The sequence below is a fragment of the Rhizobium herbae genome (genome assembly GCF_019511375.1).
GTDB classification, from domain to species: Bacteria; Pseudomonadota; Alphaproteobacteria; order Rhizobiales; family Rhizobiaceae; genus Pararhizobium; species Pararhizobium herbae_A.
Genome location: NZ_JAEUAO010000001.1, coordinates 1,075,582 through 1,088,079 on the forward strand (window position 1 = coordinate 1,075,582; position 12,498 = coordinate 1,088,079).

At 63.9% G+C, this 12,498-nt stretch carries 11 protein-coding genes; 6 read left to right on the forward strand and 5 right to left on the reverse strand.

Annotated elements, in window-relative coordinates; all coding sequences use genetic code 11:
- Positions 1-23: 23 nt before the first annotated feature.
- Complete coding sequence (locus tag JNB71_RS05250) at positions 24-209, forward strand: DUF1059 domain-containing protein (RefSeq protein WP_220370745.1); 186 nt, start codon at positions 24-26, stop codon at positions 207-209.
- A gap of 2 nt (positions 210-211) precedes the next feature.
- Here the strand turns inward: JNB71_RS05250 and JNB71_RS05255 are convergent, their stop codons facing one another.
- Genes JNB71_RS05255 through JNB71_RS05265 form a run of 3 tightly spaced genes read right to left on the reverse strand, consistent with a single transcriptional unit; the run spans position 212 to position 2,711 of the window.
- The gene (locus JNB71_RS05255) at positions 212-1,462 is read right to left on the reverse strand and encodes a CCA tRNA nucleotidyltransferase (protein WP_220370746.1); all 1,251 of its coding nucleotides are present in this window, start codon (positions 1,460-1,462) and stop codon (positions 212-214) included.
- The gene (locus JNB71_RS05260) at positions 1,459-2,091 is read right to left on the reverse strand and encodes a CoA pyrophosphatase (RefSeq protein ID WP_220370747.1); all 633 of its coding nucleotides are present in this window, start codon (positions 2,089-2,091) and stop codon (positions 1,459-1,461) included. Before JNB71_RS05260 ends, JNB71_RS05255 begins: the two co-directional genes overlap by 4 nt.
- Complete coding sequence (locus JNB71_RS05265) at positions 2,088-2,711, reverse strand: DUF1285 domain-containing protein (protein ID WP_220370748.1); 624 nt, start codon at positions 2,709-2,711, stop codon at positions 2,088-2,090. The genes JNB71_RS05260 and JNB71_RS05265 overlap by 4 nt, the downstream gene beginning before the upstream one ends.
- A 168-nt stretch (positions 2,712-2,879) precedes the next feature.
- Here JNB71_RS05265 and JNB71_RS05270 point away from each other — a divergent pair, with 168 nt between their 5' ends.
- Genes JNB71_RS05270 through JNB71_RS05285 form a run of 4 tightly spaced genes read left to right on the forward strand, consistent with a single transcriptional unit; the run spans position 2,880 to position 9,704 of the window.
- Positions 2,880-3,893, forward strand: coding sequence for an AAA family ATPase (locus JNB71_RS05270; RefSeq protein WP_220370749.1), 1,014 nt, complete (start codon positions 2,880-2,882; stop codon positions 3,891-3,893).
- A gap of 3 nt (positions 3,894-3,896) precedes the next feature.
- Positions 3,897-4,817, forward strand: a complete 921-nt coding sequence (locus JNB71_RS05275; protein WP_220370750.1) for a DUF58 domain-containing protein — start codon at positions 3,897-3,899, stop codon at positions 4,815-4,817.
- A 29-nt stretch (positions 4,818-4,846) separates the two neighbouring features.
- Positions 4,847-7,624: a DUF4159 domain-containing protein gene (locus JNB71_RS05280; protein ID WP_220371153.1), complete on the forward strand. Its 2,778-nt coding sequence runs from the start codon at positions 4,847-4,849 to the stop codon at positions 7,622-7,624.
- A gap of 10 nt (positions 7,625-7,634) precedes the next feature.
- Positions 7,635-9,704: a hypothetical protein gene (locus tag JNB71_RS05285; protein WP_220370751.1), complete on the forward strand. Its 2,070-nt coding sequence runs from the start codon at positions 7,635-7,637 to the stop codon at positions 9,702-9,704.
- Positions 9,705-9,761: 57 nt separating this feature from the next.
- Here the strand turns inward: JNB71_RS05285 and JNB71_RS05290 are convergent, their stop codons facing one another.
- Positions 9,762-10,718, reverse strand: a complete 957-nt coding sequence (locus JNB71_RS05290) for a LysR family transcriptional regulator (protein ID WP_220370752.1) — start codon at positions 10,716-10,718, stop codon at positions 9,762-9,764.
- 93 nt (positions 10,719-10,811) lie between these two features.
- Here JNB71_RS05290 and JNB71_RS05295 point away from each other — a divergent pair, with 93 nt between their 5' ends.
- Positions 10,812-11,780 carry an MBL fold metallo-hydrolase gene (locus JNB71_RS05295; protein WP_220370753.1) on the forward strand — a complete coding sequence of 323 codons (969 nt, stop codon included), beginning with the start codon at positions 10,812-10,814 and terminating at the stop codon, positions 11,778-11,780.
- 27 nt (positions 11,781-11,807) lie between these two features.
- On the opposite strand, the gene JNB71_RS05300 is transcribed toward JNB71_RS05295, so the two are convergent.
- On the reverse strand, positions 11,808-12,320 hold the full coding sequence (locus JNB71_RS05300) for a GNAT family N-acetyltransferase (protein WP_220371154.1): 513 nt from the start codon (positions 12,318-12,320) through the stop codon (positions 11,808-11,810).
- Positions 12,321-12,498: the final 178 nt, after the last annotated feature.

Sequence of the window (12,498 nt, forward strand, 5' to 3'; positions counted from 1 at the left end):
ATCAAAAAGCAAGGAGGAGCATCATGCGATTGTTTGAATGCGGGACCCTCGTGCCCGGCTGCAACTGGCATACCAGGGCCGACAGTGATGCTGAAATCGTGCGCCGCGCCGTCGAGCACATGCGCCAGGCCCACGGCGAAACCCTGATCCGCGAAAACATGGTCGACAATATCAAGGCCCGCATCGTCGACGAAACGCAGGCAGCCTGACTTCAGACTATCGACTGGAGCCGGGCAACGAGCGTTGCCCGGTCGGCGTTGAAGTTACCCTCCACCCACTGATCCTCAAGCATGGCCAGAACCTCGCCGACCCGCGGTCCCGCGGCAATTCCGGCAGCAAGCACATCAGCGCCGGTCAGAGGGAATACCGGCTTCTGCCAGTTTTCCGTCTTCCCGAGCAGTCCCCACAGGCGACCTGTTTCAGCAAGCTGAGCCGGGTCGTTTTCCGATTTCTGCCGCGACGCGGCGAGAGCGAGCCTCAGGCTGGTATCGAGGCCGTTTGAGCCATGCCGATAAAGCAGTCGCGCAAAAACCGTATCGGCAATCACGGCCGGCAGACGCGGTGCTTTCGCCCATGCCAAGAAGAAGGCCGCCTCGGTTTTTGAAAGGCGCAGCCGTTTCGCCATCGCTTCCAGCCGCTCGACGTCCGGCGGCACGATGGCTGCGAGCCGCAGCAGCGGTTCGGGCTGCCAGCCGAACGCCTGTTCGGCGGCGACCAGGGCCGGGATGGCGTCGATGCCCCATTTTTCGCTTTCGGGCAGAATTTCGTTCAACACGCCCGCCTGGCGCATCCACAACAGCGCCCGTCCGGGATCCCTGGCAGAGAGCAGCTTCTTCATCTCCGACCAGACCCGCTCGGCCGAAAGCGTCCCCAGCTTGGAGCGAGCCTTTGCGCAAGCGCGGAGGCCATCCGCATCCGGCCGTCCCGAACCATAGTGAGCGAAGAAGCGGAAGAAGCGCAGCACCCTCAGATAGTCTTCCGCCACGCGCTCGGCCGCATTGCCGATGAAGCGAATATGGCGTTTTTCGATGTCGGGGAGCCCACCGACAAGGTCGATCACCTCGCCCTTAGCATTGGCATAGAGTGCATTGATGGTCAGATCCCGTCGCTCGGCGTCGACCTTCCAGTCCGAACCGAAGGCGACCTCGGCGCGGCGGCCGTCCGTCTCGACGTCGCGGCGCAATGTCGTCACCTCGAACGGCGCGCCCTCGATGACCAGCGTGACCGTGCCGTGGTCGATCCCCGTCGGGACCGACTTGATGCCGGCTTTTTTTGCCCGGGCGACAACCTCGTCCGGCAGAAGCGTCGTTGCCATGTCGATATCGGCTACGGGAAGCCCCATCAGGCTGTTGCGCACAGCACCGCCGACAACGCGGGCCTCGCCGCCATCGGCATTGAGGAGATTGAAGACGCGCGTCAGCGCAGGCGCCGAAAACCAGGGTTCGGCGGCAACGGAGGTCATGCATAGAGCCTTTCGTACAACATACGGACGATCCCGGCGGTAATGCCCCAGATATTCCGGTCGCCATAGGGCATGCGGTAGAAATGCCGCTCGGCGCCCTGCCAGGTCGCGCGACCTCGCCCATGATTTCGCGGATCCATCAGGAACGACAAAGGCACGTCGAAGACGGCATCGACTTCAACCGGGTTGAGCACAAGCTGAAAACCCGGCTGCACGACGGCAAGCACCGGCGTGATCCGGAAACCGGACATCGCCATGTAGTGAGGCAACCGGCCGACCGTCTCCACGAAACGTCGGTCAAGGCCGATCTCTTCTTCGGTTTCCCGCAACGCCGCGCGCTCCGGCGTATCGTCCTCCGGGTCGATCGCACCGCCGGGAAAGGCGACCTGGCCGGAATGCTTGCGCATCGTCGACGTGCGCTGGGTGAAGATGACGCGCGCTTCATCGCCGTCTTCGATGACCGGCACCAGCACCGCCGCATCCCTGAGCTTCAGCGTTTCGAGATGGGGTATGACATCCGGATTGAGCAGGAAATCGCCATGCTCGCGCCAGGCGTCCTCCACCGGGCTGCCGGATTGGCTGCGCGCGCGGCGGCGAAAATCACCGGCTGAAAACAGGGTATCCATCATACCGACAGCGCTTCCAGTTCCTTCACAGGCATGACCGTGAAGACCGCCCCGGCGGAACGCACTGCAAACATTTCGACGCCATCGATCGTCATGGTCTCGCCGAGTTCGACCAGATCGTACATCACGGAACGCGACACCAGGGCCTCAAGCCGCCCGCGCACATGCAGATAGGGTTTCAGTTCGTTGTTGTCGCCGTGGATGACGAAATGCAGCGCATGCTCCGGCCCCGCCTCGACGACGTCGCCGACATTGGTGCGGAAGGTCAGCACCTGCTGGCCCTGGCGCTCTGTCCTGCTCATCTCGACGGCCACGAAAGCCGCGTCGACGATGCGGATGCCCACTTTTTCCACAGGAGTTACGAGATAGGTTTTGCCGTCCTCGTCCTTGCGCAGGACCGTGGAAAACAGCCGCACCAGCGGCTGGCGACCGATCGGCGTGCCCATGTAGAACCAGGTGCCGTCGGCGCGGATTTCCATGTCGATATCGCCGCAGAATGGCGGATTCCATCGATCGACCGGCGGCAATCCCTTGCTTTGCTCGCCCGCTTGTCCGGCGGCGCGCGAGATCAATGCCGCAAGGCCCGCCGCATCGCCGCTCTGATGTATTTTGGCGTCCGCCATCGTTCCGTCCCGTTTGGCCCTATTCTTGCGTTTTATAGACCACGTGTTTCACGAGATAGTGCTTTGGTGGCGTCTTGTCAGCCACCCAGCAGAGCTTAGATTGAAAAACAGAGACGGAACGAGCGCTTTTGGCGATTCGAGACCGTTGCCGGCCACTGGAGACAGACGATGGGTGTGATGAAGACCACAGACGGCGCGGTTGACGAAAGGGCGATCATCGCCGCCGCGGAGAAGGCGCTCGGCGAAATCGCCTTGATCCGCAAGGAAGTGGGCAAGGTGATCTTCGGCCAGGAAACCGTCGTCGAACAGACACTGCTTGCCGTCCTCTCCGGCGGCCACGCGCTGCTGGTCGGCGTGCCTGGCCTTGCCAAGACCAAGCTCGTCTCGACACTCGGCACGGTGCTGGGGTTGAACTCCAGCCGTATCCAGTTCACCCCCGACCTGATGCCGTCCGACATTCTCGGCTCCGAAGTGATGGACCAGGACGAGAACGGCCGGCGGTCCTTCCGCTTCGTGCCCGGCCCGATCTTCACGCAATTGCTTATGGCCGACGAAATCAATCGCGCCAGCCCGCGCACGCAGTCGGCGCTGTTGCAGGCCATGCAGGAATATCACGTCACCGTCGCCGGCCGGCGCAACGACCTGCCGCAGCCTTTCCATGTGCTGGCGACGCAGAACCCGCTGGAGCAGGAGGGCACCTATCCGCTGCCGGAAGCCCAGCTCGACCGCTTCCTGATGCAGGTGGATGTCGGATATCCGGAACTCGCCGCCGAACGGCAGATCCTGCTTGAAACCACCGGCGTATATGAGAACGAGGCCCGTGGCGTCATCGATGCGGCGCAGCTTCAGGATATCCAGCATCTGATCCGTCAGATGCCCGTCAGCGAGAAAGTTGTCGATGCGATCCTCGCGCTGGTTCGCTCTGCCCGCCCCGGCAACGGCAATACGGCGACCGACAAGAATGTCGCCTGGGGCCCCGGTCCGCGCGCCGGGCAGTCGCTGATGCTGTGTGCCCGCGCCCGCGCGCTCTATGACGGCAGGCTTGCACCCTCCATCGACGACATCATGGCGCTTGCCGAACCCGTCCTGCAACACCGCATGGCGCTGACATTCGCGGCGCGGGCGGAAGGCATGTCGGTGCGAGACGTCATCACCGGCCTGGTGAAGCAAGCCAGGGGATAATGAATGGCTGCCATAGGGCATATCGTCGAGCGAACACCATCCGGAGAGGTCCTTTCCCGCGCGCAGATGCGTGCCAGACTGATTCCGGATTGCATGGTCGAGGCCAAGCGCATCGCCAACACGGTGATTTCCGGCTGGCATGGACGCCGCAAGCGCGGCATCGGCGAAAATTTCTGGCAGTTCCGGCCGTATAGCGACGGCGAAAGCCTGTCGCGCATCGACTGGCGCCGCTCGGCCCGCGACGACCATACCTATGTGCGCGACCGCGAATGGGAGGCCGCCCACACCATCTGGCTCTGGGCCGACCTTTCTCCCTCGATGATGTACAAGTCGAAGTTCGGGCATGTCTCCAAGGAAAGCCGGGCCTTGGTGCTGATGCTGGCACTCGCCGAAATTCTCGCCCGCTCCGGCGAGCGCATCGGCTGCCCCGGCGTCATGGAGCCCGTCTCGGCCCGCAACGCCGCCGAACGGCTGGCATCGGCCCTGATGCACACGCCGCTTTCGGGCGGATTGCCGCAGACCGGCATGATCCGCGCCGTCAGCGACCTCGTGCTGATCGGCGACTTCCTCGATCCCGTCGACACGATCATGGCGCGGCTTGCGCCGCTCGCCCGCCGCGGCATGCGCGGCCATATCGTCGAGATCGCCGATCCGGCGGAAGAGGCGTTTCCCTATGCCGGACGCACCGAATTCACCGACCCTGAAACCGGCGAGAAACTGACCGCCGGACGCGCCGAGATCGTCGCCGATGACTATCGCCGCGCCTATTTCGCCCGGCGCGACAGTCTCGGCGATATGCTGCGCCATCTCGGCTGGACCTTCACGCCGCACCGCACCGATCACCTCGCCTCCGAGGCGCTGGTGGCGGTGCACATGTATCTCTCCGGCATGCCCGGACGTGCGACCCATGGAGGCCAGCTGTGAGCCTGTTGCCCTTCATCTTCGCCAATCCGATGATGCTTGCGGCGTTGGTCGCTCTGCCCGCGATCTGGTGGCTGCTGCGCATGACGCCGCCGAAGCCGGTCACGGAAATATTTCCGCCGCTGCGCATCCTTGCCGGGGTGCTGAAACGCGAGGAGACACCCTCGAAAAGCCCGTGGTGGCTGACGCTGCTGCGCATGCTGATGGCCGCCGCCATCATCTTCGCAATTGCCGATCCGGTCTTCAATCCGCGCTCCAACACGCTGTCTGCCGATGGCCCGCTGGCGCTGGTGATCGACAATTCGTGGGCTACGGCCGCCGATTGGGAACGCCGGGTGGAAACCGCCGAAGCGCTGATCGGCGACGCGGAAGACAGGAATCTGCCGGTCGCCATCGTCTTCACCGCCGACAGCGAGCACAATGCCGTGCCGGGATCGGCGACTGCCGCCCGCAACCGGCTCGCAGCCGCCTCGCCGCAACCGTTGCAGCCCGAGCGGACCGCGGCCGTCAATGCTCTGAAGACTGCTCTCGACGGGACGGCTCCCGGCACGCTGGCTTTTCTTACGGACGGGATCGAGACCGGTGATGGCAAGGTGATGGCCGAGCTCGCCGCGCTTGCGCCCGCCAACTTGCGGCTGGTCGAAGGCCGTGGCGATCAGGCGGTGGCCATCACCAATTCGGCCAACGACGCAGATTCCATGGTGGTCACCGCCAGCCGGCTCGATACGAACAGTGCGCGGACGCTGCCGATCACGGCCTATGACACCCGCGGCCGCACGGTCGCCAACGGATCGGTCGCTTTCGCCGCCGGCGAAGGTGTGGCCACGGCAACGCTTGCAGCCCCCTTCGAACTGCGTAACGACTTTGCCCGCATCGCCATCGACGGCACGGCGACTGCCGGCGGCACCTTCCTGCTCGATGACGGGTTCCGCCGCCGCCGGGTGGCGCTTTTGAGCGGCGAAGCCCGCGACCAGTCGCAGCCGCTTTTGTCGCCGCTCTACTACATCAACCGGGCGCTGGCGCCGTATGCCGATCTCGTTCAGCCGAACGAAGCCGATCTGGCCGTCGCAATCCCCGAGCTCCTGGCACAGAAGCCTTCCATGCTGATCATGGCCGATATCGGCCGCTTGCCGGATGAGACCTATGCGCCTGTAACCAAGTGGATCGAAAACGGCGGCACGCTGATCCGCTTCGCCGGGCCTCGCCTTGCTGCCGCGCCCGCCGACGATCCGCTGGTGCCCGTCACGCTGCGGCAAGGGGAGCGCGCGCTCGGCGGCGCGCTGTCCTGGTCGCAACCGCAGCCTCTAGCCGACTATCCGGCACTCAGCCCGTTTGCCGGGATGCCGCGTCCGCAGGACATTCTCGTCAAGCGCCAGGTGCTCGCCGAACCGACGGCGGATCTCTCGTCGCGCACCTGGGCAAGCCTCGCCGACGGCACGCCGCTGGTGACCACCAAGGCGCAAGGGGCCGGCCGCATCATCCTGTTCCATGTCAGCGCCGAAGCGACCTGGTCGAACCTGCCGATTTCCGGCGATTTCGTCGAGATGCTGCGCCGCAGCGTGCAATTATCGCGCAGCGGCGGCGTGGCGAGCGAGGGCACGACGCCGGGACAGACCCTGGCACCCTACCGGCTCCTGAATGCCGACGGGGTGCTGACCAGCGAAACCGGCCGGGCGCGGCCGCTGGAAATTTCTGCCGGCAAGGCACCGGTTTCCAGCGCCGAAAACCCGCCCGGACTCTACGGCTCGGAAGAGGGTTTCAGCGCTCTCAATCTCCTTCCTCGAGACACCCGGCTGAAGCCGATCGATGCCACCGGCCTTCCCATGGCATACACATCCGAAGCGCTGATCGGCGCCGAGGCGTGGTCCTTGAAACCGTCACTGTTTGCCGTCGCACTCATCCTGCTGCTTGTCGACTCCGCCGTCGTTCTCTTCATGGGCGGCGCCTTTGCTCGATTGAGAATACCGGCCACCACTGCCGTCGTCATCGCTCTTGCCGCCGCCGCGCTTGTTGCAGCGCCGGGCCATTCGCTTGCCGACGACGGCAAGCCCGGCGACGAGAATATACTGGCGCGGCTCGACAAGACCCATCTGGCGTATGTCATCACCGGCGAGGCCGAGGTCGACCGGCTCTCCGAGCGCGGGCTTGCCGGCCTCACGGAGTTCCTCACCTATCGCACGACGCTGGAGCCGGGACCGCCCGTCGGCCTCGACATCGCGTCGGACGAACTGTCGTTCTACTCGCTGATCTACTGGCCGATCTCCGCCAATGCGCCGATGCCGAGCCCGCAGGCGGTCAGCCGCATCGATGCCTATATGCGCGCCGGCGGCACGGTTTTGTTCGACACGCGCGATCAGTTCTCTTCGCTTGGAACGAACTCCGGCAACACCAGCCCGAATTCAGAGCGGTTGCAGGCGATCCTCGGCGATTTGGACATTCCGCCGCTGGAGCCTGTCCCGACCGACAATGTGCTGACCAAGTCGTTCTACCTGCTGTCGAATTTTCCGGGTCGCTATAACGGCAGCCCGCTGTGGATCGAAGCACAGCCGGACAACGGCTCGCAGCCGACCGGCAGGCCCGCCCGCGCGGGCGACGGCGTTTCGCCCATCATGATCACCGGCAACGACTTCGCCGGCGCCTGGGCGATCGACGGCAATGGTGCGCCGCTTCTGCCAACCGTGCCACCGGACGAGCAGCAACGCGAATATGCCTATCGCTCCGGCGTCAACATCATGATGTATATGCTGACCGGCAACTACAAGGCCGACCAGGTGCACATTCCCGCTCTGCTCGAACGGCTTGGCCAGTGAGGGCTTGGCAATGACACTCGATTTCTCGCCGCTCCTCGCCTGGCCCTTCATCGCCGTTCTTGCGCTGATCGCCGTTCTCCTGTCGGCCCTCGGCCTCTGGCGTGGCGTGCGCGGCGCGGCGTTCCGCACGGCGGCGCTTGCGGCGCTTGTGCTTGCGGTTGCCAATCCGGTCTTCTTTCAGGAAGAACGTGAACCGCTGTCGACCATCGTCGGCGTCGTCGTTGACCGCAGCCAGAGCCAGGACAATGCCGGCCGGCGCGAAATGACCGATGCGGCCCTGGTGACGCTGAAGCAGCGGCTTGCCAAATTCCCGCAGATCGAGCCTCGCATCGTCGAGGCGGCTGATGACGAGAATACGGAAACGCCGTCGACGAAGCTTTTCACGGCCCTGCAGACGGCCTTGGCCGACGTCCCGCCGTCTCGTGTCGGGGGCGCGATCTTCATCACTGACGGCCAGATCCACGACATACCCGATATCAACCAGCCGCTCGGCTTCGACGCACCGGTCCACGGCCTGATCACCGGCAAGCCGGACGAGTTCGACCGCCGCATCGAGGTGGTCAGTGGCCCGCGCTTCGGCATTGTCGGCGAAGAACAGAAGGTCACATTCCGTATCGCCGATGACGGCATGGCGCCGGGCGGTACGGCAGAAGTGACCATCAGCCTCAACGGCAACAAGATCGCCACGGAAATGGCCGAGCCCGGCACCGATGTGCCGTTTACCTTCACCGTGCCGCGCGGTGGCAACAATATCCTCGAATTTGCCGTCGCCGCGGTCCCGGCTGAAGTGACGCAGACCAACAACCGCGCCGTTCATGTCATCGACGGCATTCGCGAGAACCTGCGGGTGCTTCTGGTTTCGGGCGAGCCACATGCCGGCGAGCGCGCCTGGCGCAATCTGCTGAAGTCCGATGCCGCCGTCGATCTCGTGCATTTCACCATTCTACGGCCGCCGGAAAAGCAGGATGGGACGCCGATCAACGAACTCTCGCTGATCGCCTTTCCGACCCGCGAGCTTTTCGTCGAAAAGATCAAGGAGTTCGACCTGATCATCTTCGACCGCTATCAGCATCGCGGCGTGCTGCCGATCCTCTACTACGACAACATCGCCCAATATGTGGAAAACGGCGGCGCATTGCTGATCGCAGCCGGCCCGGAGCATGCGGGCGACGATTCGATCGCAACCACCCCGCTCTCGGCCGTGCTTCCGGCCAACCCCACCGGCTACGTCAACGAGAAGGCCTTTTATCCACGGCTCTCGGATGAAGGCAGGAAACATCCGGTGACCCGCGGGCTGGAAGGCGCCGCCAGCGAGCCGCCGCACTGGGGCCGCTGGTTCCGCACGGTGGATGTCGACCGGCCGCTCGGGCAGACGGTGATGCAGGCAGCCGACGGCAAGCCGTTGCTTGTGCTGAACCGCGTCGGCAAGGGCCGCGTTGCCATGCTGCTCTCCGACCAGGGCTGGCTCTGGGCACGCGGCTTCGAAGGCGGCGGGCCGAGCGTCTCGCTCTATCGCCGCACGGCCCACTGGCTGATGCAGGAACCGGCGCTGGAGGAAGAAGCGCTCACAGCGCATGCCAGCGGCCGAACGCTGGAAATCGCCCGGCAGACGATTGCAGGCGATCCGGGTACGGCGACGCTGTCCTACCCCTCCGGCAAGACGGAACACGTTGCGCTCAAGGAGGCCGAGCCCGGTCTCTACAAGGCCACCGTCCGCACGGCGGAAACCGGTCTGTTCGAAGTAATCAATGGCGATCTCAACACGCTGGTGCATGTCGGCAGCGTCGATGCGCCGGAGTTCAAGGCGACGATCTCCACGACGGAAATGCTGAGGCCCTGGGCGGAAAAGACGAAAGGGCTGGTACGCCGCCTTGCCGGCGCCGAGGGACCGGTGGACCTGCCGCCGATCCTGCCGGTGCGCGGCACCGTCCGCGTCGCCGATGACCAGCGCATGTCGCTGCGCATGACCGACGAGACGGTGCTGAAGGGCGTCAATTCGCTGTCGCTGTTTGCCGGTTTCCTCGGCCTTGCCGCCCTGCTGTTCATGCTCTCCGCCACCTGGCACCGCGAGGGTCGGTGAGCGTTGGCGCAGCCGACGTGGCTTGCCCCTTCGGCATGAGTGCCGCGTGCGCGGGCCTTACTGGGCGGCGATCTTGGGCGTCGGCCATTCCTGGGATTGGCTGAACACCTCCCTTATCTGATCCCGCAGCCAGACACTCGCCGCATCCTTGTCGGCATGAGCGGGCCACACGACGGTCACGGGCGGGAAACGCAGATCGAGCGGAACCGGGCTGACGACCAACCCCATCAACGGCGCGTATCGCCGGGCGATCCGGGCGGAGATGGTGGCAATTACCGGGCTGGCCTTGGCCGTCGACAGGATTGACATGAAATCAGGCCCGGCGGAAACGACATTGAGGTCCGCTCCGGCAAATTCGAGCGCGTCTTCCACGCAGCCGTGCAGGCTCTCGCTCTGCGAGATGACCGCGTGATCGGCAGCGAGATAGTCGTCCAGGCCGACGGGAACGCCGAGCGAAAGCAAAGCGGGATTGTAGCAGCACTGCACCTCCGCCTCGTACAGCACCTCCGAAACCTGGCGCGTGGCGCGCGAATAGGTGCAGCCGATCGCCATGTCGAGCGCGCCGCTATCGATCATCGTATCGACCTGGTCCGGCGGACAATCCCTTGCGAGAATCCGGATGCCGGGCGCAAGCTTGCGCAGCCGGGCCGTCAGATCCGGCAAAAGCAGAAGCTGCACCTCCGCTGACATACCCAAGCGAAACACCCGGCTTTCCGTTGCCGGGTCGAAGACATCGGCAGAGAGGAGCGCTGCCTGGGCCTGTCGCAGGGCGTTGCGAATGGGCCCTGCCAAGGTGCGAGCACGCGCCGTCGGCTGCATAATCTGCCCCACACGGATGAAAAGCTCGTCCTCGAACAACATGCGCAGGGTCGAAATATTGTGGCTCATGGCCGGCTGGCCGATCTTCAGCCGCCGCGCAGCACGCGTGACGCTCCCCTCCTCCATCATCGCGTCGAAGGCGATCAGGAGATTGAGATCGAAGGCCCGTAAATTGAAATGATCGATAGATTCCATGCTCGGCATCGATTTGATTGCTGATAGTCGCATAGTTACGTTCTTGTGCACGGGCTTGCAAGGCCCTCACAATATCTGCTCAAGGAGTTCCCAATGCCAACCCGCCGGGCCATTCTCAAGGCAACTGCCACCACCTTTCTTGCCGCGGCCTCATCCGCAGCGCTTCCCGATCTCGTCTTCTCCAAGGCGCCGCTGAAAGGCGGCCAGGCTCCGGGCTACTACAGGCTGAACATCGGCGCCTATGAGGTTACGGCGCTTTCGGATGGAACGATCGCCATTCCGCTTGCGAAGCTGTATGCCAACACAACTGTCGCCCATGCAGAAGCTGCGCTCGCTGCTGCGTTCCAGGGGCCATCCTCTCAGACCTCGGTCAATGCCTATCTCGTCAATACCGGCGAGCGGCTGGTCCTGATCGACGCCGGCACTGGCACCTTTCTCGGCCCGACGCTTGGCAAGCTGGTCGCCAATATCCAATCCTCGGGTTACAAGCCGGAAGAGATCGACGATGTCATCCTGACCCATGTCCATACGGATCATTCCGGAGGCCTTGTCGCCGAGGGCAAGCGCGTCTTTGCCAATGCCACTGTCCGCGTCAACCGTCGCGAAGCCGAATTCTGGCTCGATTCGAACGAGGAAAAGAAGGCGACGGCAGCGGTGCAAAAGCATTTCGCTGAAGCGCGCGCCTGCCTGACACCATACATCGAAGCAGAGAAATTCGAAGTTTTCGGCGACGATGCCGAGATCTTACCGGGCTTGGGCTCCGTCCTCATGGCGGGGCATACGCCGGGCCACAGTGCGATCGTGATTGAAAGCCAGGGTCAGAAGCTGATGTTCTGGGGTGATATTACCCACGGCGACGTTCTGCAATTCGACGAGCCCGATGTGGCGATCGCCTTCGATGTCAACCAGCAGATGGCGGTTGCCGCACGCAAGGCCGCTTTCCAGCATGCCGCCGACGGCGCTTATCTGGTCGCCGGCGCCCATATCGCCTTTCCAGGAATTGGACATCTGCGCCGGGACGACACGAACTATGACTGGGTTCCGCTGAACTACAGCCTCTGACGCCGGTCAAGGGGCGCCAGCGCCCCTTCACCTTTCCACGTGATCAGCCCACCGGATCTCACCCTTCAGCCGGGCATGCACATCCTCGGCCATCGGCACAACGAGTACCCGGTTCGGATCGACCGGTCCTGGGAAAACCAGCGCTCCGTAGGTCACCTTCTCGAAACCGAGCGGCTGATAATACGGCGGGTCGCCGACCAGGACGACGCCTTCCGAGCCCTTGCGCCGTGCCGCCTCTACGGCGATCCGCACCAGTTCGCGGCCAATTCCGCGATTCTTGTGCGAAGGCCGCACCGCAAGCGGGCCGAGGAGATGGCCCTTGACGGAGCCGGCAAGCACCGGCGTCATCCGCACTGAAGCGATGGTTTCGCCATTGTCGGCGCAGACGAAGGAAAGCGACAGGTCGTGCGGCCCCTGCTCGCGGATACGCGCGGCGGCACGGGCGAACCGGCCGGGACCGAAGGCTTCTTCATTGATGATCTCGATCGCGGCGTCGTGAGACGCGTCTTCGATGAGATAGACGAGGTCGTGCTTTTTCATAAACATCAGAAAACCCTGCATGCGAGACGATAAATGTGATGGCTACGCCCGAAGGGCGTGTTCAGCATCAGCGTCGTCGCGGGTTTCCTGGAAAGAACATCGAATATGAATCCGGTTGCATGAAAAAGTCTGGGAGGCCCGATAGCAGAAAAACGGCCTCTGTCAAAGCCCAAAACGC

Coding starts and splice junctions, on each gene's coding strand:
- JNB71_RS05250 (WP_220370745.1), top strand. CDS start 24: ATGCGATTGTTTGAATGCGGGACCCTCGTGCCCGGCTGCAACTGGCAT.
- JNB71_RS05255 (WP_220370746.1), bottom strand. CDS start 1,462: ATGACCTCCGTTGCCGCCGAACCCTGGTTTTCGGCGCCTGCGCTGACG.
- JNB71_RS05260 (WP_220370747.1), bottom strand. CDS start 2,091: ATGATGGATACCCTGTTTTCAGCCGGTGATTTTCGCCGCCGCGCGCGC.
- JNB71_RS05265 (WP_220370748.1), bottom strand. CDS start 2,711: ATGGCGGACGCCAAAATACATCAGAGCGGCGATGCGGCGGGCCTTGCG.
- JNB71_RS05270 (WP_220370749.1), top strand. CDS start 2,880: ATGGGTGTGATGAAGACCACAGACGGCGCGGTTGACGAAAGGGCGATC.
- JNB71_RS05275 (WP_220370750.1), top strand. CDS start 3,897: ATGGCTGCCATAGGGCATATCGTCGAGCGAACACCATCCGGAGAGGTC.
- JNB71_RS05280 (WP_220371153.1), top strand. CDS start 4,847: ATGATGCTTGCGGCGTTGGTCGCTCTGCCCGCGATCTGGTGGCTGCTG.
- JNB71_RS05285 (WP_220370751.1), top strand. CDS start 7,635: ATGACACTCGATTTCTCGCCGCTCCTCGCCTGGCCCTTCATCGCCGTT.
- JNB71_RS05290 (WP_220370752.1), bottom strand. CDS start 10,718: ATGGAATCTATCGATCATTTCAATTTACGGGCCTTCGATCTCAATCTC.
- JNB71_RS05295 (WP_220370753.1), top strand. CDS start 10,812: ATGCCAACCCGCCGGGCCATTCTCAAGGCAACTGCCACCACCTTTCTT.
- JNB71_RS05300 (WP_220371154.1), bottom strand. CDS start 12,320: ATGAAAAAGCACGACCTCGTCTATCTCATCGAAGACGCGTCTCACGAC.